Below are 24,154 nucleotides of genomic sequence, written 5' to 3'. Positions count from 1 at the left end.
GCCTATATCGGTGGTGTCCACCTCTTCCCATTCCGAACAGAGAAGTTAAGCCCACCAGAGCCGATGGTACTGCGGTAACACGTGGGAGAGTAGGTCGGTGCCAAATCTTAAAAGAAACCCTTTAACAATTTGTTAAAGGGTTTTCTTGTTTTAGGGCATTTGTGCGGAAAAGCGAAAAGCATTAAGACTAAAGCATAAAGCGGGAGACACTACTTTAGGTTTTGCTCTCTTACCTTTTAGCACGAACGCTATCGTATTTAGATAATTAACGCTTTCATACATACGATCTTAATGATAAATAAACTTTTCATATAGGCTACAAACCGCAGTAAAATAGCCCTTGATGACAGTGGAAATCCCTTTTGACTCAAATGGAACATACCTAAGCGCGCGTTAACCCCCCAAAAGGATTACAACGAACAGTAGGACAGTACCTACCCTATAAGCATTGCTTTTGCGGTACTGAATAAATAAAAAAAGTAATGATTGATTAAGCTTTGGCTTCTTCTTTAACAGCAAGCTGACCACAGGCGGCATCGATATCTTTACCTCTGCTACGGCGAATATTGGTATTAATACCCTGGCTCTTCAAATAATTTGAAAAAGCATCTATTTTATCACCTTCTGCGTTAGTAAAATCAGCAAATGAAATTGGGTTATACTCAATCAGATTTACCTTGCATGGAATATGTTTACAGAACTTGGCCAAATCCATCGCATCAGAAATTTCATCGTTAAAATGATTGAAAACGATGTATTCGTAAGTAACCGGGTTTTTGGTTTTGGCAAAATAGTATTTTAAGGCTTCGGCCAGCGCTTTCAATGAGTTCGCCTCATTAATCGGCATAATTTCGTTACGCTTCTCATCATTGGCAGCATGTAATGATAAGGCCAGGTTGAATTTAGCGCCATCATCTCCCAGTTTCTTGATCATTTTAGCGATACCAGCCGTAGACACAGTAATGCGCTTATAACTCATGTTTAAGCCATCTGGTGCGGTTATGCGTTCGATAGACTTTAATACATTGGCATAATTTAACAATGGTTCGCCCATACCCATATACACAATATTGGTAAGCGGATTGTTATAGTTTTCTTTAGCCTGCTTATCAATTAATACAACCTGATCATAAATCTCATCAGCATTTAAATTACGCTTACGATCCATATAACCTGTTGCACAAAACTTGCAGGTTAAACTGCAACCTACCTGAGAGCTTACACAGGCAGTCATGCGGTCTTCTAAAGGAATCAGAACCCCTTCAACGATGTTTCCATCGGCCAGTTTAAAGGTATTTTTAATGGTATGGTCGTTACTGAACTGCGAGTTGTTAACCTGAACAGCATTAATGGTAAAAGTTTCGTCTAAAGCTTTTCTTAAGTCTTTAGAAAGATTGCTCATTTGTTCGAAAGTCGTTGCCGATTTTTCCCAAAGCCATTGATAAATCTGTTTAGCCCTGAATGTAGGTTGCTGCATTGCAGTAAGATGTTGTTGCAATTGTGGCAGATCTAACGCACGGATATCGGTTTTTTTTGCTGTTACCATTTGCTGCAAAGGTACTTAAAAAAGCTGGAAGGCAGAAAAAATGAAGTTTTAACCTCTTACAAATGAATAAATTTTACATTAATACGCAGCGAGGAAGAATTCTGATACCGCGAGATAAGCACATAAGGGAACATAATATTTCCGGTCGTACCGGGCAAATACAGTATGCTTTATCTTTCTGAAAATACCCACATACTGAAAGTCGCCAATGGTTCTGATCAAAAAAATAATTGCAATACCATAACGTAGGTAGTGCGGTACATCGATTTCGAAATGAAAGTTATGTGCAAAGGTAATGGCTGCAAAAGCAAGTAAGCCCAGGGCTACAACCAGCGTACCGATTTTTCCGGGATTGAAAATTAGCTGATGTTGCGCCGTAGTGGGTAAGGCAGCATTCATACCCCATTTCCCGCCAGCCATCCAGTAAAAATGAACACCTGCCAGAAAAAGAAAAATAGTTGTATTGAGGTAAATGATGCTATTCATTAGCGCCCGCGTTTGCGTGAATGTTGTTTATCTGTTGATTTCGGCCTGGAAGATTTAGCATTACGGTTAGCCGAATTGCTTTTAGCTGTACTTTTTTTTGGTCCTCCCTGAGCCGGATATTTTTTACCAGCTGCTTTTGGCTTGAACTGTTTCTTCGGTTGTTCCTCCCTGAGTTCTGGAATTTCTTCCCAGGCGTTTGGTTTTTTCTTTGCGGTACTTTTTGATTTTGGTTTAGCTTCTGAAGAAGAATTTTCGATGCTTTTGGTAATGCTGTTCATCTCGTCTTCGGTAAGCTCCCTGAATTCGCCCGTTGGAATGCCCTTTAGGTTAATGTTCATGATCCGCGTGCGTTCTAACCGGGTAACTTCATATCCGAAATGCTCGCACATTCTGCGGATTTGCCTGTTTAAGCCCTGAATTAAGATAATATTGAAAACAAAGGTACTGATTTGCCTAACCTTGCATTTACGGGTATTTACACCTAAAATGGGTACACCATTACTCATTTCGAAAATAAAATCTTCGGTAATGGGTTTGTTAACCGTAACGATATATTCTTTCTCGTGCTTATTCCCTGCCCTTAAAATTTTGTTCACGATATCGCCGTTGTTGGTCAAGAAAATTAAACCCGACGAATCTTTATCTAAACGGCCAATGGGAAAAATCCTTTCGCTATAGTTTACATAATCTACAATATTATCGCGTACACCACTTTCGGTTGTACTGGTAATGCCAACCGGCTTATTAAAGGCTAGCAAAACGAAACTGCTTTCTTCTTTAGGTTCGATATTATGCCCGTTAACCATCACTTTATCGCCGGCAAAAACCTGATCGCCAACTTTAGCCCTTTTTCCATTAATGAAAACCGTTCCTTTTTCAATGTAACGGTCTGCTTCACGGCGCGAACATAGTCCACTTTCGCTGATGAATTTATTTAAACGGGTGGCAGAGTTGTTGTTCATGCTGCAATTTTACGGAAATAAATTGTGTTATCCATTGGATAGGCTGGCAACAAATTGATCGAGTGTACTTTTAAGCGCCGATAACGTTTCTGCATCAGTAATGGTGGCTTCCTGGTTAATTTTAGTTTTAGCATAAGGAACTAACAGTGGATATACTTCTGCCTCAATAACCGTTAAAACATCAATTAAAGATTGGTACGCTTTTTCGCCCTGCGAGGAAGCAACGACAGCTAAAACAGGTTTTTTAGAAAAGGAAGAGGAGCTCACGGTCCAATCGAGTACATTTTTTAAGCTACCGGGAAGACCCATTGCGTATTCGGGCGTGGAAATTACAACTCCATCTGCCCGACTGATATTTTTCCTCAGCTGTTCGACCTGTTGCGGCGTCTGCCCGGTATCTGAATCTGGGTTAAAATGTGGAAGATCTGCAATAGTATTGAGGGTAGTTACTTCGTATTCAGTGCCCAGAAGTTGGGCAATGGCTGCAATAAATAGGAGGTTGGTAGATGCTGTTTTCGTACTACCGCAAATTGCAAGTATTTTCTTCATGGCTAAAATTAGCAAAGTGAAGATGCAATACAAAGACAGGGAGGTAATACAACCGTCATTTCAACGGACCAGAGAAATGCACCAAATCTGTTTCTCATGAAATGACGGTTATAGTAGGTATTACTTAAAAACTCTGGTCGTCGGCACTCGGACCATAGCTACCCGGTAAAGGAATGTTTAATAACCTTAAATAAACTCCCAGTTGCGCACGGTGGTGAGCGGTTTGACTCAATGAATGGCGAATAGTCTCGTATTTGGTATAATCAGCCAAAATTTGTTCGCCATTTCTCAAAGTCCATTTTTCTGATAGTACCCCATCATTTGTTTTTTCAAGTTCTGCTTTAGCGCTGGCATAACTTTCTTCCAGAAGTTTGGTTAAATCGGCAGCTGATTCTATTGGCTTTTCCTCGTAAGGCACTGCAGCGAAATCAAGTCCGTCGGTTGTAATTGCCATCGCTACCCAACCCGGTAATTCGGCAATATGGCTGGCCAGCGATTTCATTTTCATACTTTTCTCGTGCGGAGCCCAATCAAATTTATCAACGGGTACCAGGGCCATAAATTTTTTTGTCGTATTAAATTCTGCCGTCAACTCTTTCAATAATGCTTTAATAATGTCCATATTTTTTTGTTTTGTTTTTTCTGCTGTGTGTAAGTCCATCAGTAATAAATCGGCAATGCTCATGATTTTGATGTTTGTTTAAACAAAGAAAACATGGCCGACTGACAACCCTATGGCAGTGTAAAAAAAATATTTTAATAATTTACGGGCAGCAGGTGCATGTAATCGTTTAAAGGCATGTGTGTTGATTTTCTGAAGGAAATAGCCAGATTTTTGATGCAGATAATCCGCGTGAGATTAAAATCGCGGTACTCATTGCGGTAGTGGCACCAGGCTATTAAATGCCAGCTAAAAGCATAAAAAATTAATCCGATTGGTTCTACTTCCCGTTTGCTTACTTGTTCTTTGTTGTTCTTATAATCGAGTTCAATAATATGTTTTTCGGCAATGGCCTGCTGAATGAGTGATAAATATTCGAAATTAAAATTAAGCCTTTCGGGTATCTGCAGTTTAATGTGCTGGTTCATGGTTTCCAGCTTTTCTTTCTGGTTGCTTTTAAGAACCGATTTTACTTTGGTAAGTGCCGTAGAATAATGCGCTCGGATAGAATGATCGGCAAAACCATTTACTAGGCTTTCTACCAAAAGGAGGGCATTGGCCTCTTCCATATTAAAAGAAACAGGAGGTAAAAAATAACCCTGCACCAGGTAGTAACCTTTGTGCTGCTCGAAACTTACCGGAATACCCTGTTCGCCCAGGGCTTTAATATCGCGGTAAACCGTACGGATACTCATATCAAACCGTTCTGCAATTTTTTCGGCAGTAATGTATTTTTTAGATTGGAGGAGGGTTAATATGCCGAAAAGGCGGTCGATACGGTTCATGTTTGGTTTTTATTAGGCGATGTATAAAATTAAAGTTTTTTGTGCAGATTTCTTGTGGTACGTTATTTGTAAACAATAAAAAGATATCAATTTTACCTGTTGGGCCGTTTATAATGGTGGTGGGGGTAAACAATCTGAAATATGGCGGCTGTAATTCAAAAGCGTTTTTTCCGGGCAGTAAAAAGTAAAGTAATTATAGGTTTCTTATTGGCCTGTTTTGCCTTGCTGATGGCATGGGGGATCAGTAAGTTTGCCTTTACCCGCATGTTGGATACGGTTGAGGAAATTTCTGCACCAAATGACCGTTTAAGGATTGTAAATGATCTTTCGCATAAAATTGCAAGGCTCGACCAGTTGCAGCGCGATGAAGCATTTAATAAGCAGGGTAATTACAGTTTTCTGAAAGAATCGCGCAAATTACGGTCTAGTTTAGATACGCTCAGGAGCTTATATCGGGGCGATTCGGCACAGCTAGTGCGTATAAAATCGATCAAAAACCTGCTTTCTGATCGCGATAAACAATTTGTAAACTATCTAAAAGTGAGAGAAACGTTGGTCAATACCAAATCGTTCTCTGATGAAGTTCAGAAATTGAATGAATTGGTTGCTACCCGTGCAAGGCAAACAGATAGTGCGATATTGACTACCGAAACAACTACATCTACCACTACTGTTGCTCCGGAGGAAGAGAAAAAATCGCGGAGTATTTTTGCCAAGATTTTTGGAAAAAAGAAATCAGAAGCCTACAAGATTATTAATGAAGAGTTTAAAGTTAAACGCGATACTTTAAATGCGAAGGCCGAAGATAGCATTATGAAAAGCATGACCGGTTCGTTAAAAAATATCGAACTGGAACAACGCCAGAAAAGTCAGAAATTTTTAAAACGGGAAGCTGACCTATCCAATGCCAGTAATGCATTAACGGCACAAATGCTACAAATTTTGCGCGAGGTTGAAGGACAGGCTGTAGCGCAGGTTGATTTAAACGGTATTCAGGCCAAGGAAGTAGTAAACGACGGGATTACGCAAATTACCATCATCATCCTCGCATTTTTTCTGCTTACCGTTATTCTGCTTTATTTAATTCTGGCCGATATTACCCGGAGCAATAAATACAGAAAGGCATTGGAACAGGCCAAGGATGAGGCCGAATACCATGGTAAAGCCAAACAGCGTTTTCTTTCCAACATGAGTCACGAGATCAGAACGCCGCTGCAATCGATACTGGGTTATGCCGAATTAATTACTCAGCAGGATGTACCTCAGAAAAAAGATATCGATGCCATTTATCAGTCATCTATCCATTTGTTGCAGATCGTAAATGAAGTATTGGATTACAACAGGATCATTTCTGGCGAGTTCCGTTTTAATCATCAGGTGTTCGATATTAAAAATGTTTTAGACGAAGTGATTTCAGTAATGCGTCCGCTGGCCGAACAGAAATCGCTGCAGTTGAATGTTGATTTAGATCTCGGTCAGCTTGAATCGGTAAAAGGTGATGCTTTCAGGCTGAAACAGATTTTATTTAACCTTTTGGGCAATGCGGTAAAATTTACCTTAAAGGGCGAAATTAAACTGACAGTCTCCTATAAGAAGCAAGGTAATGACTTGCATTTTCATTTTACCATACAGGATACAGGAATTGGTTTTGAAGAAAAAGACCAGGCTAAAATTTTTAATGAATTCGAGCAGATTGAATCGCCCGAAAAATATATTATCAATCAGGCCGGTACGGGTTTGGGATTACCCATTGTAAAGTCATTAATTGAAACACAAGGAGGAAGAATTTATGTTAAAAGCAAGCCGGGTATCGGTACCACCTTTAATATTTACCTCAAATATGAACATACAACTGAGCGCGTTTATAATGAACTCGATTTAGAAAATTATACCATTGTAAACCCAGGTACAGTATGGGTAATTGACGATGATAGGCTAATTTTGGAGCTTTGTGGTATAATCTTTCAGAAAAATGAAATCCCTTTTAGAAGTTTCACCCAAGTGGCTGATATTTTACATGCGAAGCCTGAAGATGATTTGAAATATGTACTGATAGATATGCGAATGCCTGAAATGACAGGCTTTGAGCTTTGTCATCTACTGAGGAAAAAACTTCCTACTTCAGTTAAATTTTATGCCATAACAGCTCAAGTTTTACCTGAAGAGCGTGAAATGGTTTTAAGTGATGGCTTTGATGGATTGATTATGAAACCATTCAGAGCGATAGATATTTTATCCATTTTCGAGAAAGCAGCTATTTTAACCGAACAGCCAGAGTTCGATTTTTCAACGATAGAAAAAATGACTTTTGGAGATCAACAGATGTTGGAAAAAATATTAAACAGGTTTAAGCAAGATTCTATTGATGACGCAATCGAATTAAAGCAATATCTAAAAAGAAATGATAAGGATAACAGCAGATTGATTGTGCACAGGCTTGCAGGCAGAACCGGGCAGTTGGGTGCTAAAACCCTAGCTAATGCCTTTAGACTTTTGGAAATTGAAATTGAGAGAAAGGGTCTAACAGAATCTATTAAAACTGAAGTTGCTGTGCAGATTAAAAAACTTGAAGGATTAATTGCTTTGATGGAAGAAATGAATTACTCTAATTCAGTGTGAGATTCAAGCACGTCATTTTCTGATTTATTATATAATTAGATCAGAATACTTCTATAATTAAACATCTTTAAAGCCTATCTGGGCGAGTTTTCAAGTTTACTAAAATCAAGTAGATCATCCACTGTTAGATCTAGCGCTTTTGCGATTAATACAAGGTTATAAGCCGTAGGATTTGCTCCCTGTATTTCATAATTATTAACAATTTGTTTATCCTTAAATCCTATCTGTAAAGCTAATGCTGCTTGTGTTAAACCTAATTGCGTTCTTCTTTGTTTAATCCGCTTTGCCAAAGAAATTTTAAAATCTTTGATGGTTAAATTTTTCATTTGGCAAGCTGTTAATATAAAAAAAATAATAAGTCAATATTTATATTGACTTTTCGGATATTTTATTTTATATTTGATAATATTAAATAGGTATTAATAAGAGTCTTGCAATCACATATCTGAAGCCGTTAGAGCAAGTCAGCAGTTTAATACCCACAGCTATATATAGATGTATTATATTTGTACATCCAGATAGTTGTGGGCTCTGCTGCCATTCCATGTTAACGTAAGGCTTCAGAAACTTTTAAGTGATCGTGGTTTAGGTAGAGAGCCCACAGTTATTTCTCGAAGCCACAAGACTCGTGTAAGCAATACGAGTAATGGAAAAAAAAAGTCTCCATCTTTTCGATCACCTCATTTCGCTAGTGATCTGTGCACCAGAATAGTTTTAAGATTAAGCGGGGGATTCTAATGGATGAGGATAAATCACCTTTTAATAATTCTTCTACATTAGTTTGTTTACCTTGTTTGAGAGTATCTCTTCGTCAACCAACTAATCAAGTTCATATAAAAATAACGATAAAAACAATCGTAATGGCCATGCCATGCTTTTTGGCAAAGACGGGCAGGAAAAGCTTAAGGGCTCAATCTTAAGCCAAATCCATATAAATATTGGAGAAGCTCATATTTAAGATTGCAAGCCTAAAGTAGCATTGTGTTCATGCCTAGTATTGCTAAGATGGAAAGCATTTCATACCCTATTTAACATACTTACTAATGAAATACATACGGACACATCCCCATCGCGATATAAACTTCACCAAGTTTAAGGAAGGGAACGAGAAAGGGCTTGAATTTTTCTACAAATTGTTATATCGGTCTATATATTACTATGGTTTTAAGTATATAAAAGACGATGTAAATGCAAACTGTATCGTAAATGAAGCTTTCCTGAGACTTTGGTTGTGTAGAAAAAATATAACCTGTCCAGAGGATATTGAAATCTTTGTAAAAAAGCTGACTGCAGAGGGATGCAGGACTTATTATAAAACCCCAAGCAGCAAGTTCCAGCGCAATATGCTGCGATTGGATGAAATTGACAACTATCATGAATTTATCGGAGGTGGCAATCCTATTTACGAAGATAGTATGGAGGTTCTATATCAGCCTGAAGCAGGGGAGGAGGAGAAAAGACAATGGGAAAGGGTGAAGGAAGTTATCCCTAAGCTCAGTCTGGACCAGCAGCTTTTTATAAGGCTCTGCATTAAATACTCCTTTGATTATGGACAGATGGCCTGGCATATCGGCGGTATTTCCGATTATCAGGTAGCAAGAAAAGTAGAGCGGACACTTGAATGCCTAAAGGCTGTCATCAGTAATACACAAAAGCTCAGCAAAATTGAAAAAACAAACAGGTTCAGTTTCGAAGGTGATGTGAGCGAAGAGCAGTCCCAGATCCTGCAGATGCGCTATGAGCTACAATACAGCTTCACTGAGATTGCTGAAGCCTTAGGTCTGGATCAGGGATATATCCAGCAGGCATTTGCTGCAGCTTCGCTAAAGATCAAAAAAACTAAAATCAGTTGATATGGAGAGCAATACAATGGTTATTACACGCAAAATACAGTTGGTGGTTAACTCGGAAGATAAAGAGTTCATCAAAGATGCCTGGGATCAGTTATACAACTGGCAGAGGATCTGTTTCCGCTCAGCGAATATGATCATGAGCCATCATTTTATTCAGGAGCGGGTAAAGGACTTTTTTTACCTGACCGAGGAAGTTAAGCTTAAGATAGCTGATGTAAAAAAGGAAGAGAGGGGTATGTTGAAATCCTCACGGGAGGGTACAACATACACGTTGCTGTCGAATCATTTTAAGGGGCAGATCCCCACAAATATCCTAAGCCATCTAAACCATACGCTGATCAGCTATTTCAATAAAGAAAAGGAGGCCTACTGGAAAGGTGAAAAATCGCTCAGGAATTACAAAAGGAATATCCCTTTGCCATTTGGAGCCAGGGTTATTTCCAAGCTAGCCAAAACCGCCGACCAAAGGAACTTTACCTTCAGGCTTTTTCAGATTCCTTTTAAAACCTATTTTGGAAAGGACAGGTCGGATAAGAGAATGATGCTTGAAAAGATTATGGAAGGAAGCTTGAAACTGCTTACCAGCCATATCCAGTTAGACCAAGGGAAGATATTCCTATTGGCCGCAATACAGGTCGAAAAGGAACAGCACGTACTTGACCCGACGATCATTGCCGAAGCCTCGTTGTCAATCGAACATCCGGTAACGGTAAAGATCGGTAGCCACGAACATTCGATTGGGGATAGGGAAGAGTTTCTCCACCGTAGGCTGGCGATACAGGCAGCGGTAAACCGGGTTAAAAAAGGTATAGTTTTTAACCGCGGTGGGCATGGTAAAAATCGCAAAATGAAAAGTCTTGAAGATTATCGGCATAAGGAAAAGCAGTATGTGGATCAAAAACTGCATGTTTACAGCAGGATGCTAATCGATTTCTGCATAAAACACCGGGCAGCAACATTGCTGTTGATCAACCAGCAGGAAAAGGAGGAGATAGCAAAAGACGACCACTTCTTGCTACAAAACTGGAGTTATTACAGTTTAAAGGATAAGATCAGTTATAAAGCTAAGTTGGCAGGTATTCAGGTAATTGTTGAATAGAAAAACTAAGCTTTATGTCATGGGAGCTAAATGTGCCTCGTAATCCAGCAAACAGGGAATCCCAATGGTGGAATTTGTGTTACTGTGGATGATCTCTTTGGGGATGAGACCGCTATACAATATTTGAGGCTGCTTGTACAGCCGTAGGGTGAGGATTTTTTACTCACTGACTATTTCTTAAATAGGGAGCTAGCCCTGGTGGTTAAGCGCAGTATCCCCCGTTTAGAATTAAGATACAACTACTATGGTTTTTCGCATTGTATATTTCTATTTCTTTGAAGTAAGATGCAACATTTGTTATAAACCGAATAAGGGATTTAGCGGTCAGCTAATATTTGAAAGAATCAGATTTACAGGCTATCTGAAAGTATGGAGGGGATCGTATCTATATCCGTAGTATCTGATAAGCCGATATAGATGCTGTTGTTTGTTGACTTTCTATTTAAGAACATAAGGATTGTTTGTAAAGTCGTAAAGCTGGTTTTCTTTTGACTTTTAAGGTCTTATTAGGCAATATGAGAAGGATGCTGTATCTTCTTTATTCTTTTAAAGACTAAAACAGTTTGAGGTATGTTTGGAGCTAGGAATGTTATGTCGGAAACCTACTTGGTAGGGCTTAATCTACAGTACAATATATTACAGTTAATTAAAATTTTTTACTCAATACCATAACGTTCCATCTTGGCATACAATGTTTTGCGGTCGATATTTAACATTTTTGCCGCCTTTGATTTGTTATGTTTTACTTTAATCAGGGTTTCGGCAATCAGGGTTTTTTCGTTCTGTTCATTAGCTGCTTTTAAATCGGAAGAACTTCCTGGCTGTGTTTGCTGGTGAACAGCAATCATCATTTCATCTGGTAAGGCTTCTATCTGCGCCACTTCACCCGGACTTAACAAAACCATTCGTTTAATTACATTGCTTAGCTCGCGCAGGTTACCCGGCCAATCATACTGAAGTAAAAGTGATTTTGCTTCGGCTGATATGCTTTTAACATTACGTTCAAGGTCACGGTTAGCCAGTTGTACAAAATGATTGATGAATAATTCAAGATCACCCCCCCGCTCGCGTAAAGGCGGAAGCTGGATTTTAAATTCGTTTAAACGGTGGTATAAATCTTCGCGAAACTCGCCCTGCTGTATGCTACCAGCCAAATCGTCGTTGGTAGCGGTAACAATGCGAACATTAACCGGAATTTGTTTCGTACTCCCTAGCGGCTGTATTACTCTTTCTTGTAAAGCTCTAAGCAGTTTAATCTGCACTTCGTAACTCAGGTTTCCAACTTCATCTAAGAATAGCGTTCCGCCGTTTGCCGCTTCAAACTGTCCTTTTTTATCGTTTAAAGCACCAGTAAAAGCACCTTTAATATGACCGAATAATTCGCTGGCTGCTAAATCTTTCGATAATGCACCACAATCTATTGCCACAAAGGGTTTATCGGCACGTTTACTCTGTTGGTGCAAGGTTCTGGCTGCAAATTCTTTTCCTGTACCACTTTCACCCTGAATAATTACCGACATATCGGTAGGTGCTACCAGGTTAATGTGGCCGTATAGTTTATCGGCAATGGCACTTTTGCCTTTTATAAAATCGCTGTTTATCTCTTCTGGTTCGGTGCTTTTTAAATCCTTTTTAGCTAAAGAGTTCTTAATTACCATTAAAAGCTCATCAGGATTAACCGGCTTGGTGATATAATCGAATGCACCTAGCTGCATAGATTTTACAGCGGTACGCACATCATTAAAGCTGGTCATAATAATTACTGGAATGGATAACCCCTGATCACGAAGGTGGTTAAGCACATCAAAACCAGTTCCATCTGGCAGGCGGTAATCGATTAAGAGCAGTTCAAATTCGTTATTTTCAATCTGTTTAAAGGACTGTTTTACATGGGTTACGAGGGTAATCGCATGATCGTTTTTTGTTAAAAAACCTTCAAGTAATTGAGCAAAAGTAGTATCGTCTTCTAAAATCAGGATTCTCGCCATGTAACAAAAATAAGAAAAGCCGGACATAATCCGGCTTTCTTATACTAGGTAGATGTAATATTTGGGTTTTTATTGTACGGGTTTACCGTCTTTGTCAATTTTCACAGAACCAGTTTCTGCTTCTTTTTTAACATTGATTAAGTAATACTCCTTGGTTCCTTCTTTAACCGACCATGCTTCAGTAGCGGTCCATCCTTTATATGCATCAGATTTTAATGCAGTTTTAACTGGCTCAGGTAGTTCTTCTAATTTAACCGGAGTTTTTACTGCGCTATCCTGAACTGCAACAATTGCTGCATTTTTAATTGTATTTACTTCACTTGCCTGTACTGCTGAGAATCCTGCAAAAGCTAAGAACGCAGCTGATAAAATTAATCTTTTCATTTTTTTTTAATTTGAGGTGATGCGTAGCACAGAGGCTACGCTTATATTAATTATGCCTGAACGGCGCTTATACAATTTAAATTATTGAACTGGTTTACCGTCTTTGTCAATTTTCACAGAACCTGTTTCTGCTTCTTTTTTAACATTGATTAAGTAGTATTCTTTTGTTCCTTCTTTAACCGACCATGCTTCAGTAGCGGTCCATCCTTTATATGCATCAGATTTTAATGCTTTAGTTACTGGCTCAGGTAATTCTTCTAATTTAACCGGAGTTTTCACTGCGCTATCTTGAACTGCTACAATTGCAGTAGTTTTTAAATCTTTAATTTCACTTGCCTTTACGGTCGAGAATCCTGCTAATGCTAATACTGTTGCTGCTAAAACGAACTTTTTCATAGTATGATTTTTAAATTTTAATTTATGTAACAATACTTGCTAAGGTTTCATAATGGTGCCAAAACTGGCATAGATAATTAACTTACTGGTTATTAGTTGTTTAATATTTCGCGTGGTTTTGACACTTGTGGAATTTCTCCACACATTGGGGAGAATAACTACAGGTATGGTCAACTTTTGAGGTTAAACACCAGATTGCGCTGGTTAAGACAGCTTGCTTTTAAACATTTTTGATTTAATTTTTAAAAAAGAGAAATTTTTTCTATCATTGCAGCCCGATTAAAAAGCCTCCTTAGCTCAGCTGGTAGAGCAACTGACTTGTAATCAGTAGGTCATTGGTTCGATTCCGATAGGAGGCTCTTTTTCTTTCTTCCCTTACTACCTTATTACTACAAAATCATTTTATTTATTTAGCCATCAATATATTTTGATGCCTTGGTTTAATCCACTTAATTTGCAGGTATGCTTAAATACTTTTCTGCCGATTGGATTTTTCCTGTAAGTAGTTCGCCCATTAAAAATGGTGTGGTTACGGTAAATGCTACTGGCGAAATACAACAGGTTTTAACTGCTGCAGCGGCAAAAAATCTGGATGTAGTTTATCATAAAGGTGCAATTGTTCCCGGCTTTATCAATACCCATTGCCATTTAGAGCTTTCGCACATGTTGGGGTTGATACCTGAAAAGACTGGTTTGGTAGAGTTTGTACAATCTATTATTAAAAGCAGGCAGAGCGAAACCTTACAGATTGAATTGGCGATGCAAAAGGCCGATCAGCAAATGCTAGAAAACGGGATTGTTGCCGTTGGTGATATTGCTAACCAGATCGTTTCAAAAACAATAAAGCAAAATAGTAAAATATACTATCATACTTTTGTTGAGGCAATGGGCTTTAATCCCGAGCGTGCAGCGGCCATAATGGATTATACCAAAGGAATTAGAAATGACTTTAGTCCGCTCCCGGCTGCCGTGGTTCCCCATGCGCCATATTCAGTTTCTCCCGAATTGTTCAGGTTAATTAATACAGAAGCACAAAATGAAGGGAGTTTAATCAGTGTGCACAATCAGGAAACTGTTGAAGAAAATGCTTTTTTTGAAGATAAAAGAGGAGGGTTTTTAGCTTTGTACCAATTTTTGGGATTGGACATTTCGTTTTTCGAACCCACTAAAAAAACATCGTTGCAAAGCTGGCTGCCTTATGTAGGGCAACAAAAAACCTTACTGGTGCACAATACGGTTTCGAACCGGACCGATGTTGAGTTTGCCAAACAAAACAATGCAAATTTATACTGGTGCCTTTGTCCACAGGCCAACTTATATATAGAAAACGCATTACCTGATGTTGATCTGCTTGTGGAGGAGGAAGTGAAAATTACTTTGGGAACCGATAGTCTGGCCAGTAACCATCAGCTTAATATATTAGCTGAAATGAAAACCCTTCAGCAACATAAACACGTAGATTTCGAAAAACTTTTGCAATGGGCAACTATTAATGGCGCCGAATTTTTTGGATTGGATGGTCAACTAGGTACAATGGAAATTGGTAAAACACCGGGATTAAATCTCATTCAGCTTTCAGAAGGTTTTATTATTGAAAGTGATCATGTAACAAGATTAATTTAATTTATGAACCCAATCTGTAAACTTTTTAATATTCAATATCCCATTATTCAGGCTGGTATGGTTTGGTGCAGCGGGTGGAAACTGGCTTCGGCGGTTTCTAATGCTGGCGGCTTGGGTATTATCGGAGCAGGCTCTATGTATCCTGAGGTTTTAAGAGAACACATTCAAAAATGTAAAAAAGCTACCGATAAACCTTTTGGCGTTAATATTCCGTTGCTGTATCCCAACATTCAGGAGATTATTGATATCGTAATTGATGAAGGCGTGAAAATTGTTTTTTCATCGGCAGGCAATCCAGCTACCTGGACTAAAATTTTAAAAGAGAAGGGGATTATTGTTGTTCATGTTATAGCGAACACCAAATTTGCATTAAAAGCAGAAGAGGTTGGCGTAGATGCTATTGTTGCCGAGGGTTTTGAAGCAGGTGGGCATAACGGAAGGGAAGAAACCACTACCTTGTGCTTAATTCCGATGATTAAAGCGGTTGTGCAGATCCCGGTTATTGCTGCTGGTGGCATTAGTAGTGGAAAAGCCATGCTGGCAGCCTTTGCTTTAGGCGCTGATGCCGTTCAGGTAGGATCGGCTTTTGCTGTGGCCGAAGAATCGTCGGCACACCCGGCATTTAAGCATAAAATTATTGCAGCAGTGGAAGGCGATACTAAACTGGCCATGAAAAAGCTGGTTCCGGTGCGGTTATTAAAAAATGAATTTGCCGATGCCATTGCCCTAGCCGAAGCTGAAGGCGCTAACCGGACTGAGTTAATGGAGCTTCTAGGCCGGGCGAGAGCAAAACTGGGTATGTTTGAAGGTAATATGGAAGAAGGTGAACTTGAAATTGGCCAGGTTTCGGCCATGCTGAAAGAAATCAGGCCTGCAAGTGTTATTCTCGAAGAAATATGGTACGAATTTAAAGCAGAAATAGAACGTATTAAACAATTACAAAACGAATTGTATTACAAATATTGACACTTGTTTTTTTTGCTAAAAAAAATAGTAATCCACTTGGCTAGACTGGGTATAGTTCGTATCTTTAAGCTGTTATGGAGCAGAATCAGATTATTATTTATCAGTCACCTAGCGGTGAAACAACAATTGATGTAAAAATTCAGCATGAAACGATTTGGTTGAGCCAGAAATTAATGGCAGAACTATTTGATAAGGATTCCGATACAATTGGGCTACATATCAAAAATATTTTATCCGAAGGGGAGTTAGATGAAGGCTCAACTACCGAGCTTTTCTCGGTAGTTCAACAAGAGGGGAAAAGAAGTGTAAAAAGGAAACTGAAGTTTTACAACTTGGATATGATTTTGTCAGTAGGCTACCGGGTAAATTCAAAGAAAGGTACTCAATTTCGTATTTGGGCTAATAAAATATTAAAAGATTATCTGATAAAAGGATATGCCCTTAATGAGAAGCGACTAAAAGAGCAGACAGAACAATTCTCAAGCCTTAAAAATACTGTTAACCTATTAAGTAATGTATTACAAAGCAAAGAACTGAATTCTGATGAAGCGACAGGCTTACTCAGAGTAATTACCGATTATGCTTACGCGTTAGATATTCTTGATAAATATGATCATCAGCAATTAACAATAGAAAGAATAACTCCAGAATCAATATTCATTATAGATTATAAAGAAGCCATGAAAGCCATTTATGATCTTAAAAATAAGTTTGGGGGCGTTCTTTATTCGGAAACGAAAAAGACGAATCATTTAAAAGTTCAATCGGAGCAATCTACCAAACATTCGGCGGCGATGATGTATATCCGAGCGTAGAAGAGAAGGCTGCTAATCTGCTATATTTTGTGGTTAAAAACCATTCTTTCTCAGATGGAAATAAGCGCATAGCTGCCTATCTGTTTGTGTGGTTCATGGATAAGAATAAAATTCTTTATCGAAATGATGGTTCTAAGCGTATTGCCGACAATGCCCTTGTCGCTTAAACATTAATGATTGCAGAAAGTAAGTCAGACGAAAAAGAAATAATGGTTAAAGTTATTGTTAATCTCATCAATTCGAATAACTCTTAAAAGGTATGTAGATTTTATTAAGCGAAAGTAAGGATTGGCTATCTTGTCATTGTAAATTCTGATAAACGGTGATTTTAGTTACAGGCTTTTTTCCTGAAATTGTTTAAATAGTTATTCTCACGCTTGGTAATCTTAATTTAAAAAGTCACAATTCTAGGAATAATTTAACGGAATAAAGGTTAATAGCTTTGTTAATTCGATTTACACTCCTTATTGACATGTATTAAAGAGTTGTGAGAATTCATTTACCTTTGCATCTTTAAAACCTTTCAACTTTATAACAATAAATGAAACACCTCAATATAATAGTAACAGGTAAAGTACAGGGCGTTGGTTTTAGGGAAACCACTAAAATTATCGCCAACCAGATGATGGTGAATGGTTTTGTGCGGAACGAAAAAGACGGCTCTGTATATATCGAAGCAGAGGGTGAGGATATTTTTCTGGAGGAATTTGTAAACTGGTGCCACGAAGGGCCTGACCGCTCACGTGTAGAAAATGTTGCGGTAAGCGAAGCCGAAGTGAAAAACTATCGTAATTTTGAAATTTTAAGGAAATAAATTGTTGAATTGTTGGATTGCTATATTGCTTCGGTAAGGAGCTTATCTCAATACGCAATACTCAAATCTCAATATTAAATGTCTGTATATAAAAAGTTTGCCGGACAAACACTGATCTACGGTTTAAGCACCATCTTTTCACGTTTGTTCAATTTCATTTTAACGCCGATTTACACCCGTGTTTACCCGACAAGTGTGTATGGGATATTTACCAAAATGTTCAGCTATGTTTCCATTATCAATCCAATTTTGGCATTTGGAATGGAAACTACTTATTTCAGGTATCTGAATAAGCATGAAGATAAAAAACAGGAAGTTTACAACAATAGCTTTCTGGTTATTGCTTTTATTTCTGTCCTTTTCTTAATAACCGGGTTAGTTTTTTCAGATTATCTTGCCCGTTTTACATTAAATGGAAGCATTTCGGAACTTGCTAACCAAAAGTTATATGTGCAGTATTTTGTATGGATCTTATTCGTAGATGCCATTAGCGTAATTCCGTTTGCCAAACTCAGGGCCGATGGGAAACCATTTCGTTACAGCCTGATTAAATTTTTAAATATTGGTGTATTTGTGGGGTTCAACCTGATATTCATCTTTGTTATTCCTTGGTTAATTAAAAACGATGTTGGGAGCGGATGGCTGGCCTCCTGGTATAAAGGCCGGTGGGTTGGATATGTATTTATTTCCAATTTGATTGCAAGTGTTGTTACATTCGTAATGCTTTTGCCTCAGTTCTTAGAAATAGAGTTTAAGTTTAACAAAGCTTTATTCGGTAATATGTTTGGATACAGCTGGCCTGTGCTGGTTGCCAACCTGTCGTTTATTATTAATGAAAACCTGGATAAAATTTTATTGAGTAAATACCTGCCCACCAATATCGCCGATCACGACATTGGTATTTATGGGGCAGTATGTAAACTGGCCATTTTTATCAGTATTTTCAATACGGCATTCAGGTTGGGAGCCGAGCCTTTCTTTTTTAGCCATGCTAAAAATGCCAATGCAAAGCAAACTTATGCCACCATATTGTATTATTTTGTGCTTGCTCTGTCCATTCTGTTTGTTGGCTTAACGGCAAACATTGAAATTATTAAACATTTTATCTCAGATAAATATTGGGTTGGACTTACAGCTGTTCCATACCTGTTATTTGGTTACGTCTGCCTGGGTATTTATATGAATTTATCTGTTTGGTACCGTTTGTCAGACCAGACACGGTTTGGTTTATACATTTCGCTGGTGGGGGCAGTGTTTACCATTGTAATGAACATTATTCTGATACCAAAGTACAGTTATATGGGGTCGGCCTGGGTATCTATGTTTGCTTACCTGATTATTATGGTTATTTCTTACGTGTTAGGTCAAAAGCATTATCCTATTCCATATAATTTAAAGCGTATGGTTGCCTATCTTGTGGTTTCTGTAATTTTAGTTTACCTTTCTTTTTGGGTATTTAAACAAAATATTTACTTTGGAAACGGGCTGCTGATTATCTTTTTATTAGGCATGTTTTATTTTGAAAAGAATAACTTGTTAAAGCTTCTGAAAAAGTAATCTAAAATCCCACCACTCCAATCTCACATCTAATAAAATGGAAATAAAAATCATCAATAAATCAGGCCACCCGCTGCCGCAATACGAAACTGCGCATGCAGCTGGCATGGATTTGAGGGCAGCAATAACCGAAGAAATTACACTTAAACCTTTGCAGAGATTGTTGGTGCCTACGGGCTTGTTTATCGAGCTGCCTATAGGTTACGAAGCGCAGATCAGGCCAAGAAGCGGACTGGCGTATAAGCATGGCATTAGTATTGTTAATGCTCCGGGTACAATTGATGCCGATTACCGTGGTGAGATCAAAGTTTTATTGGTAAATTTATCGGATACAGATTTTAAAATTGTTAATGGCGACAGGATTGCGCAAATGGTAGTGGCTAAGCACGAAACGGTGAGCTGGCAGGCGGTTGATGCGCTTGGAGAAACCGATCGCGGCGAAGGCGGTTATGGCCATACCGGAAAGTAATTTTGGCACTCGTGGTTTTCAGTTTGAAGTTAATTTTTGGATGATATGAAGTACAAAATTCATTTTCTTATTGCACTTAGCATGGCTGGTTTCCAGGCTTTTGGTCAGGGGACGGTTACGCCGGCGACCAACCGCGATAGCAATATGGTAAAACAGTTGTTCTTTGCCGGTTTACGCGAGAAAATGTCTGAAAATTATGTAGTCGCATCAACAAATTTTAATAAGATTGTAAGCTTAGATCCCAATAACCATGCGGCCTATTTTGAGCTGGCCAATGCCAATTTACGCTTAGATAAGCTTGCCGAAGCAGAGCAAAATATAAAGCAGGCACTTAAAATCAATCAGGATAACCTCTGGTACTGGCGTTTATTGGGCGAGGTGTACAAACGGAACAATAAAATGCCCGAACTGGTTGAGGTTTTTAATCAGTTAATCCGCCTCGATCCCCAAAATGATGCCTACTACTTTGATAAGGCCAATGCACAGTTTTTAGCCAATCAGCTCGATGGCGCGAAGAAAACCTACGGTGAAATAGAAGCCAAATTTGGAGAGTCGAAGGAGTTGCTTGTGGCCAAAAGAAGAATGGATCAGAATGGGAGTACCTCAGAAAGCGATATTGTTAAATTATTAGAGGGCAACCAGGCCGATGTAAAAAACTATTTATATGCCGCGGGTTTGCTGTTGCAAAAAGGCAACGATCCCGAAGCCTTAAAAGTGCTGGTAAAAGCACATCAATTAGAACCCAATAATTTTGAGGTAAACTTAGGCTTGGCCGATATTTACCGCAAGCAGAAAAATGACGAAGCAGCCTTTGCTTCCCTGAAAATGGCTTTCGAAAGTGCAGAGATGCCAATAAATGAGAAAATAAAAATTATTGCAGCCCTTTTCCCAAAACTCAACCAGCCTGTGGTGGCTAAAAACGTAACCGAACTAACTAAACTGGTTGCAGAAAAAAATCCTTCAGATGCGAAAGCACTGGCGCTTTATGGTGATGTACTTTATCAGCAAAACAATTTAAAAGAAGCTTTAACACAATATCAGGCTGCCTTAAAACTTAACGAACAGGTTTATGTAGTTTGGGAGCAGGTGATTAATATTCACACCCTACTTGGGCATTATGATGAAGCTGTGAAAGTTGGAGATGAAGCGCTAACCATTTACCCAAACCAGGCGAGCTTGTATTATTACATGGCTTATGCCCTGTTTAAAACCGGTAAATTTGATACGGCTTTAAGTAATCTCAAAACTGCGCTGCAACTCGATGTAGAGAATAAAAGTTTGCAGGCACAGGTTTACGCCTTGCAAGGCGATATTTATATCAACCAGAATAATTTTGCACTGGCCAAAACAGCCTTCGAAAAGGCCATTACAGTTGAGCCAGATAATTACCTCATCATGAATAATTATGCTTACTATCTGGCGCTGAGGAATGACGATTTAAATAAAGCAGCTAAATATGCCGAAACTGCGGCCAATGCCGTGCCTAACAATTCGTCGATTACCGATACCTATGCCTTTATACTCTTTAAACAGCAAAAATACGATCTGGCCAAAACCTGGATTGAAAAGGCCTTGCAAAACAATAGTAGTAAAAATGGTGTTTATCTGGAGCGATATGGCGATATCCTGTACATGAAGGGTGAAAAAGATGCCGCACTAATTCAATGGCAAAAAGCAAAAGAAGCTGGAAACAGCTCGGAAGTATTAAATAAAAAAATAAATGAAAAGAAATATTTTAAATAGCCTGTTCCTGGTAGGTACTGTAGTTTTTGTTTCCGCATGTAAGCCTAAAAAAGAAATTGTAGTGGCTCCGCAGGCCAAATCAGAAACCAAAACCGATAATACTAAAGCCGAAGCCTTAACTTTACTAAACGGTAAGCAACTTAAATTTAATACCCTTTCACTCAAAGCGAAAGCAACGCTCGATATTGCCGGCGATGCCAACGATGTAACCATGAATTTCAAAATGAAAGACAAGGAAACCATTTGGGTAAGTATTACCGCTTTGGGTGGCATGGCCGAAGTGGCGAGAGCTTTAATTACACCAGATAGTATTAAAATTATGAACCGCATGAAAAGTGAATATCTGAAAAAGCCTTTCAGTTACGTTTATAATTTCACCAATAAACAGGTTAATTTTAATACCCTGCAAGCCATTTTAACCGGTAATGCCATGGGCGAGTTTTTAACCGACCAATCGGATGTTAAACAGGAAAACGGCGTTTGGGTAGTTTCGGGCAGTAAGCAAACGCTCGATTATAAATTGCTATTCAATACGCTTTTTAAAGTGGCGGAAACCAATTTAAATGATTCGCAAAACGGTCAGGCCTTAAAAGTAACTTATACCGATTATCAGAAATTAAACGAATATTTATTTCCAAGTGCTTTGCAAATCAAAACCTTATCTAAAGCAAAGCGAATAAATATCGACATGCAGTTTGTTAAAATTGATGGCAATGTTCCGGTCGATTTTCCGTTTAGTGTACCAAAGAGATTTACTGTAGTAAAGTAATTACCAAACAAATTAACCAGGTGTGGTGCTCAAACCTATCCGGAGCATGAAGATTAAGTGAAGACGGTTCTGTTATAAGTAATTATGACCTGAGTATCTCAATTTTAATATTTTTTACTACAAAATTTTTATACTTTTGGCTTAATGAAGCTACACAAATATCTATTTATCCTTTTTTTAAGCGCGCTCACCCTTTCGGCAGTAGCGCAAACTGAAAGCCAACTTAGAAGGAAAAAAGAAGCCATTCAGCGCGAAATTGAACAACTTCAGAAAAATTTAAATAAGGCTGCCAGTGGTAAAAAACTTACCATCCAGCAGATTAATACCATTAATGCCCAGATTCGGTTGCGCCAGGATAAGATCGGTACCATCAACTCTGAAATAAAAAATCTGGATAACCAAATCTCTCAGAACACCAATACCGTACATACATTACAAGGTCAGTTAGGCGATCTTAAAAAAGAATATGCCGGAATGATCCGTTTTGCCCAGCGTAACAGAAATGCTTACGACAAGATGATGTTTATTTTTGCTGCCAAAGATTTTAACCAGGCGTATAAACGGATAAAATACTTGCAGCAGTTTAGCCAGTACCGTAAAAAACAGGCAGGCTATATCGAAAATACACAGCAAGATCTGAATGGCAAGATTAAAGTACTGGATAAAACCCTCAGGGAAAAAAGTGACCTGTTGAAAGAGCAGGAAAGAGAGCGTGAGCGTTTGGGAAAAGATAAGAGCGAACAATCGGTAGTGTTAAATAAACTGAGCAAACAGGAAAAACAGTTTAAGCAAGACATTAACACCCGTGTGAAACAACAAGCGCAGATTGATAAAGCCATTCGTTTGGCAATTCAACGTGCTATTGAGGAAGCGAGAAGAAAGGCCGCAGAAGAGGCGCGTATAGCAGCAGCTAAGGCAGCAGCAGAGGCAAGAGCTGCCGCGGCTAAAGCAAAGGCAGAAAATAAACCTGTACCAGCAGCTCCGGCAGCAGCAAAAGAGAAAAATACCAATGAACTGCTTACCAACGATGCCGGATCGGCAAAACTGGCAGCAGGATTTGAAAATAACAGAGGAAGGTTGCCTTATCCGGTTTCGGGTACCATTACCGAACATTTCGGTGTGCATAAGGTAGATCAGGCCACCATGAACAATGAGGGGGTAAATATAACTGCTTCGGAAGGTGCTGCAGTTAGAGCAGTATTTGACGGCGAAGTTCTAGGAGTAAGCCTTATTTATGGTAAATATGTGGTTATATTAATGCACGGTAACTATTTTACCATTTATCAAAATCTGAGATCGGCCAGTGTGAGCAAAGGCGATAAAGTAAATACCCGCCAAACCATTGGGGTGCTGGCCAATACCGGAGATATTGCAGAACTCCATTTTGAAATTATGAGGGGCCAGACAAAATTAAACCCAGAGGCCTGGATTAGTAAATAAACTGAAGACAAGTTAAAATGTCTATATTTGTATAAATTATATTAGTGATGTATCAAGGCACGTTATTAGAGTTTTTAAACATGGGGGGGTCGGAGATCGTACTCATTTTAGTGGTAGTTCTTTTGTTATTTGGAGGTAAAAAATTACCCGAACTGGCAAGAGGATTAGGGAAAGGGATCAGAGAATTCAAAGATGCCTCAGATGGTGTGAAGCGCGAAATCCATAGAAATATTAATGCCATGGATCTTGATAAGGAAGAAGCGGAAGAAACAACTGTAAACCATAGTCAACGTCATCACCCAACTGAAGAAGCACCGGTTGATGAAAAGGTAGAAGCACAAGCAGCGCATACACCTGAAAGCACACCTGTTGACGAAAAAAATGTTAGTGACAATCAAAAAGTTTAATCAAAAAAAATTATGTTAAATACAACAATAGCAGCAATGCTTGGAACACCAGAAATTATCATTATTGCGGTAGTGGTATTGTTATTATTTGGTGGAAAAAAAATTCCTGAACTAATGAGAGGTTTAGGTAAAGGTGTTAAAGAATTTAAAGATGGTAAAGATGGCGTTGATGGCGATCAGGTAGATCCATCTAACCGCGATAAGACTGTTTAATTGCAATAAT

25 protein-coding genes, 1 tRNA gene and 1 rRNA gene are annotated in these 24,154 nt (G+C 38.7%); 17 read left to right on the top strand and 10 right to left on the bottom strand.

Going from position 1 to position 24,154, the window contains the following annotated elements; genetic code table 11:
* Positions 1 to 106 (top strand): 5S ribosomal RNA (gene rrf / locus HWV58_RS15940); the annotation flags it as partial.
* A gap of 384 nt (positions 107 to 490) precedes the next feature.
* Here the strand turns inward: rrf and rlmN are convergent.
* From rlmN to HWV58_RS15910, 6 genes are all read right to left on the bottom strand, one after another.
* On the bottom strand, positions 491 to 1,546 hold the full coding sequence (rlmN, locus tag HWV58_RS15935; protein WP_175635031.1) for a 23S rRNA (adenine(2503)-C(2))-methyltransferase RlmN: 1,056 nt from the start codon (positions 1,544 to 1,546) through the stop codon (positions 491 to 493).
* A 78-nt stretch (positions 1,547 to 1,624) separates the two neighbouring features.
* Positions 1,625 to 2,032 carry a DUF3995 domain-containing protein gene (locus tag HWV58_RS15930; RefSeq protein WP_175635030.1) on the bottom strand — a complete coding sequence of 136 codons (408 nt, stop codon included), beginning with the start codon at positions 2,030 to 2,032 and terminating at the stop codon, positions 1,625 to 1,627.
* Entirely contained in the window at positions 2,032 to 2,994 is a 963-nt protein-coding gene (gene rluF, locus HWV58_RS15925; protein ID WP_175635029.1) for a 23S rRNA pseudouridine(2604) synthase RluF, read from the bottom strand. The genes HWV58_RS15930 and rluF overlap by 1 nt, the downstream gene beginning before the upstream one ends.
* Positions 2,995 to 3,021: 27 nt before the next feature.
* Positions 3,022 to 3,543 (bottom strand): NADPH-dependent FMN reductase, encoded by a 522-nt coding sequence (locus HWV58_RS15920; RefSeq protein WP_175635028.1) that lies wholly within the window; start codon positions 3,541 to 3,543, stop codon positions 3,022 to 3,024.
* A 124-nt stretch (positions 3,544 to 3,667) separates the two neighbouring features.
* A complete protein-coding gene (locus tag HWV58_RS15915; RefSeq protein WP_235972745.1) occupies positions 3,668 to 4,228 on the bottom strand; it encodes a DinB family protein in 561 nt (186 codons plus the stop codon).
* Between the two features lie 71 nt (positions 4,229 to 4,299).
* Positions 4,300 to 4,989 carry a helix-turn-helix transcriptional regulator gene (locus tag HWV58_RS15910; RefSeq protein WP_175635027.1) on the bottom strand — a complete coding sequence of 230 codons (690 nt, stop codon included), beginning with the start codon at positions 4,987 to 4,989 and terminating at the stop codon, positions 4,300 to 4,302.
* Positions 4,990 to 5,130: 141 nt separating this feature from the next.
* Here HWV58_RS15910 and HWV58_RS15905 point away from each other — a divergent pair, with 141 nt between their 5' ends.
* The gene (locus HWV58_RS15905) at positions 5,131 to 7,608 is read left to right on the top strand and encodes a hybrid sensor histidine kinase/response regulator (RefSeq protein ID WP_175635026.1); all 2,478 of its coding nucleotides are present in this window, start codon (positions 5,131 to 5,133) and stop codon (positions 7,606 to 7,608) included.
* A gap of 74 nt (positions 7,609 to 7,682) precedes the next feature.
* On the opposite strand, the gene HWV58_RS15900 is transcribed toward HWV58_RS15905, so the two are convergent.
* Complete coding sequence (locus tag HWV58_RS15900) at positions 7,683 to 7,934, bottom strand: helix-turn-helix domain-containing protein (protein ID WP_175635025.1); 252 nt, start codon at positions 7,932 to 7,934, stop codon at positions 7,683 to 7,685.
* A 717-nt stretch (positions 7,935 to 8,651) separates the two neighbouring features.
* On the opposite strand from HWV58_RS15900, the gene HWV58_RS15895 reads away from it, so the two are divergent.
* Together HWV58_RS15895 and HWV58_RS15890 are read left to right on the top strand one after the other, a co-directional pair.
* Positions 8,652 to 9,461 carry a sigma factor-like helix-turn-helix DNA-binding protein gene (locus HWV58_RS15895; RefSeq protein WP_175635024.1) on the top strand — a complete coding sequence of 270 codons (810 nt, stop codon included), beginning with the start codon at positions 8,652 to 8,654 and terminating at the stop codon, positions 9,459 to 9,461.
* Between the two features lies 1 nt (position 9,462).
* The gene (locus HWV58_RS15890; RefSeq protein ID WP_175635023.1) at positions 9,463 to 10,560 is read left to right on the top strand and encodes a hypothetical protein; all 1,098 of its coding nucleotides are present in this window, start codon (positions 9,463 to 9,465) and stop codon (positions 10,558 to 10,560) included.
* A gap of 656 nt (positions 10,561 to 11,216) precedes the next feature.
* Here HWV58_RS15890 and HWV58_RS15885 read toward each other — a convergent pair.
* The 3 genes from HWV58_RS15885 to HWV58_RS15875 all read right to left on the bottom strand — a co-directional run bounded on the left by HWV58_RS15885 (position 11,217) and on the right by HWV58_RS15875 (position 13,328).
* Entirely contained in the window at positions 11,217 to 12,548 is a 1,332-nt protein-coding gene (locus HWV58_RS15885; protein WP_175635022.1) for a sigma-54-dependent transcriptional regulator, read from the bottom strand.
* Positions 12,549 to 12,617: 69 nt separating this feature from the next.
* Entirely contained in the window at positions 12,618 to 12,932 is a 315-nt protein-coding gene (locus HWV58_RS15880; protein WP_175635021.1) for a hypothetical protein, read from the bottom strand.
* Between the two features lie 81 nt (positions 12,933 to 13,013).
* Positions 13,014 to 13,328, bottom strand: coding sequence for a hypothetical protein (locus tag HWV58_RS15875; RefSeq protein WP_175635020.1), 315 nt, complete (start codon positions 13,326 to 13,328; stop codon positions 13,014 to 13,016).
* 286 nt (positions 13,329 to 13,614) lie between these two features.
* Here HWV58_RS15875 and HWV58_RS15870 point away from each other — a divergent pair.
* From HWV58_RS15870 to HWV58_RS15815, 13 genes are all read left to right on the top strand, one after another.
* A tRNA-Thr gene (locus HWV58_RS15870) sits at positions 13,615 to 13,687 on the top strand.
* A 103-nt stretch (positions 13,688 to 13,790) separates the two neighbouring features.
* Entirely contained in the window at positions 13,791 to 14,951 is a 1,161-nt protein-coding gene (locus tag HWV58_RS15865) for an amidohydrolase family protein (RefSeq protein WP_175635019.1), read from the top strand.
* Between the two features lie 3 nt (positions 14,952 to 14,954).
* Positions 14,955 to 15,917, top strand: coding sequence for an NAD(P)H-dependent flavin oxidoreductase (locus tag HWV58_RS15860; protein WP_175635018.1), 963 nt, complete (start codon positions 14,955 to 14,957; stop codon positions 15,915 to 15,917).
* Between the two features lie 74 nt (positions 15,918 to 15,991).
* Positions 15,992 to 16,732 carry a virulence RhuM family protein gene (locus HWV58_RS15855; protein WP_217707014.1) on the top strand — a complete coding sequence of 247 codons (741 nt, stop codon included), beginning with the start codon at positions 15,992 to 15,994 and terminating at the stop codon, positions 16,730 to 16,732.
* A complete protein-coding gene (locus tag HWV58_RS24620) occupies positions 16,681 to 16,899 on the top strand; it encodes a type II toxin-antitoxin system death-on-curing family toxin (protein WP_394354247.1) in 219 nt (72 codons plus the stop codon). The genes HWV58_RS15855 and HWV58_RS24620 overlap by 52 nt, the downstream gene beginning before the upstream one ends.
* 374 nt (positions 16,900 to 17,273) lie before the next feature.
* The gene (locus tag HWV58_RS15850) at positions 17,274 to 17,546 is read left to right on the top strand and encodes an acylphosphatase (protein WP_175635017.1); all 273 of its coding nucleotides are present in this window, start codon (positions 17,274 to 17,276) and stop codon (positions 17,544 to 17,546) included.
* A gap of 78 nt (positions 17,547 to 17,624) precedes the next feature.
* Positions 17,625 to 19,103 (top strand): lipopolysaccharide biosynthesis protein, encoded by a 1,479-nt coding sequence (locus tag HWV58_RS15845; RefSeq protein ID WP_175635016.1) that lies wholly within the window; start codon positions 17,625 to 17,627, stop codon positions 19,101 to 19,103.
* Positions 19,104 to 19,140: 37 nt separating this feature from the next.
* Positions 19,141 to 19,572, top strand: a complete 432-nt coding sequence (gene dut, locus HWV58_RS15840) for a dUTP diphosphatase (RefSeq protein WP_175635015.1) — start codon at positions 19,141 to 19,143, stop codon at positions 19,570 to 19,572.
* A gap of 45 nt (positions 19,573 to 19,617) precedes the next feature.
* Positions 19,618 to 21,315, top strand: a complete 1,698-nt coding sequence (locus HWV58_RS15835; protein ID WP_175635014.1) for a tetratricopeptide repeat protein — start codon at positions 19,618 to 19,620, stop codon at positions 21,313 to 21,315.
* On the top strand, positions 21,293 to 22,084 hold the full coding sequence (locus HWV58_RS15830) for a DUF4292 domain-containing protein (RefSeq protein WP_175635013.1): 792 nt from the start codon (positions 21,293 to 21,295) through the stop codon (positions 22,082 to 22,084). The genes HWV58_RS15835 and HWV58_RS15830 overlap by 23 nt, the downstream gene beginning before the upstream one ends.
* Positions 22,085 to 22,228: 144 nt before the next feature.
* The gene (locus tag HWV58_RS15825) at positions 22,229 to 23,524 is read left to right on the top strand and encodes a murein hydrolase activator EnvC family protein (protein WP_175635012.1); all 1,296 of its coding nucleotides are present in this window, start codon (positions 22,229 to 22,231) and stop codon (positions 23,522 to 23,524) included.
* 47 nt (positions 23,525 to 23,571) lie between these two features.
* Positions 23,572 to 23,931 (top strand): Sec-independent protein translocase subunit TatA/TatB, encoded by a 360-nt coding sequence (locus HWV58_RS15820; RefSeq protein ID WP_175635011.1) that lies wholly within the window; start codon positions 23,572 to 23,574, stop codon positions 23,929 to 23,931.
* A gap of 12 nt (positions 23,932 to 23,943) precedes the next feature.
* Positions 23,944 to 24,144, top strand: a complete 201-nt coding sequence (locus HWV58_RS15815; protein ID WP_029986031.1) for a Sec-independent protein translocase subunit TatA/TatB — start codon at positions 23,944 to 23,946, stop codon at positions 24,142 to 24,144.
* Positions 24,145 to 24,154: the final 10 nt, after the last annotated feature.

The sequence above is a fragment of the Pedobacter ghigonis genome (assembly GCF_903166585.1).
Classification (GTDB): domain Bacteria; phylum Bacteroidota; class Bacteroidia; order Sphingobacteriales; family Sphingobacteriaceae; genus Pedobacter; species Pedobacter ghigonis.
This window is presented reverse-complemented; position numbering and strand designations above follow the sequence as displayed.

What these genes read in the sequence shown, in the direction of transcription:
- HWV58_RS15915 (WP_235972745.1), bottom strand. Translation starts at nt 4,228, where the DNA reads ATGAGCATTGCCGATTTATTACTGATGGACTTACACACAGCAGAAAAA.
- HWV58_RS15900 (WP_175635025.1), bottom strand. Translation starts at nt 7,934, where the DNA reads ATGAAAAATTTAACCATCAAAGATTTTAAAATTTCTTTGGCAAAGCGG.
- HWV58_RS15930 (WP_175635030.1), bottom strand. Translation starts at nt 2,032, where the DNA reads ATGAATAGCATCATTTACCTCAATACAACTATTTTTCTTTTTCTGGCA.
- HWV58_RS15830 (WP_175635013.1), top strand. Translation starts at nt 21,293, where the DNA reads ATGAAAAGAAATATTTTAAATAGCCTGTTCCTGGTAGGTACTGTAGTT.
- HWV58_RS15905 (WP_175635026.1), top strand. Translation starts at nt 5,131, where the DNA reads ATGGCGGCTGTAATTCAAAAGCGTTTTTTCCGGGCAGTAAAAAGTAAA.
- HWV58_RS15885 (WP_175635022.1), bottom strand. Translation starts at nt 12,548, where the DNA reads ATGGCGAGAATCCTGATTTTAGAAGACGATACTACTTTTGCTCAATTA.
- HWV58_RS15850 (WP_175635017.1), top strand. Translation starts at nt 17,274, where the DNA reads ATGAAACACCTCAATATAATAGTAACAGGTAAAGTACAGGGCGTTGGT.
- HWV58_RS15835 (WP_175635014.1), top strand. Translation starts at nt 19,618, where the DNA reads ATGAAGTACAAAATTCATTTTCTTATTGCACTTAGCATGGCTGGTTTC.
- HWV58_RS15875 (WP_175635020.1), bottom strand. Translation starts at nt 13,328, where the DNA reads ATGAAAAAGTTCGTTTTAGCAGCAACAGTATTAGCATTAGCAGGATTC.
- dut (WP_175635015.1), top strand. Translation starts at nt 19,141, where the DNA reads ATGGAAATAAAAATCATCAATAAATCAGGCCACCCGCTGCCGCAATAC.
- HWV58_RS15910 (WP_175635027.1), bottom strand. Translation starts at nt 4,989, where the DNA reads ATGAACCGTATCGACCGCCTTTTCGGCATATTAACCCTCCTCCAATCT.
- HWV58_RS15855 (WP_217707014.1), top strand. Translation starts at nt 15,992, where the DNA reads ATGGAGCAGAATCAGATTATTATTTATCAGTCACCTAGCGGTGAAACA.
- HWV58_RS15825 (WP_175635012.1), top strand. Translation starts at nt 22,229, where the DNA reads ATGAAGCTACACAAATATCTATTTATCCTTTTTTTAAGCGCGCTCACC.
- HWV58_RS15865 (WP_175635019.1), top strand. Translation starts at nt 13,791, where the DNA reads ATGCTTAAATACTTTTCTGCCGATTGGATTTTTCCTGTAAGTAGTTCG.
- HWV58_RS15815 (WP_029986031.1), top strand. Translation starts at nt 23,944, where the DNA reads ATGTTAAATACAACAATAGCAGCAATGCTTGGAACACCAGAAATTATC.
- rlmN (WP_175635031.1), bottom strand. Translation starts at nt 1,546, where the DNA reads ATGGTAACAGCAAAAAAAACCGATATCCGTGCGTTAGATCTGCCACAA.
- HWV58_RS15820 (WP_175635011.1), top strand. Translation starts at nt 23,572, where the DNA reads ATGTATCAAGGCACGTTATTAGAGTTTTTAAACATGGGGGGGTCGGAG.
- HWV58_RS15880 (WP_175635021.1), bottom strand. Translation starts at nt 12,932, where the DNA reads ATGAAAAGATTAATTTTATCAGCTGCGTTCTTAGCTTTTGCAGGATTC.
- HWV58_RS15860 (WP_175635018.1), top strand. Translation starts at nt 14,955, where the DNA reads ATGAACCCAATCTGTAAACTTTTTAATATTCAATATCCCATTATTCAG.
- rluF (WP_175635029.1), bottom strand. Translation starts at nt 2,994, where the DNA reads ATGAACAACAACTCTGCCACCCGTTTAAATAAATTCATCAGCGAAAGT.
- HWV58_RS15895 (WP_175635024.1), top strand. Translation starts at nt 8,652, where the DNA reads ATGAAATACATACGGACACATCCCCATCGCGATATAAACTTCACCAAG.
- HWV58_RS15920 (WP_175635028.1), bottom strand. Translation starts at nt 3,543, where the DNA reads ATGAAGAAAATACTTGCAATTTGCGGTAGTACGAAAACAGCATCTACC.
- HWV58_RS15890 (WP_175635023.1), top strand. Translation starts at nt 9,463, where the DNA reads ATGGAGAGCAATACAATGGTTATTACACGCAAAATACAGTTGGTGGTT.
- HWV58_RS15845 (WP_175635016.1), top strand. Translation starts at nt 17,625, where the DNA reads ATGTCTGTATATAAAAAGTTTGCCGGACAAACACTGATCTACGGTTTA.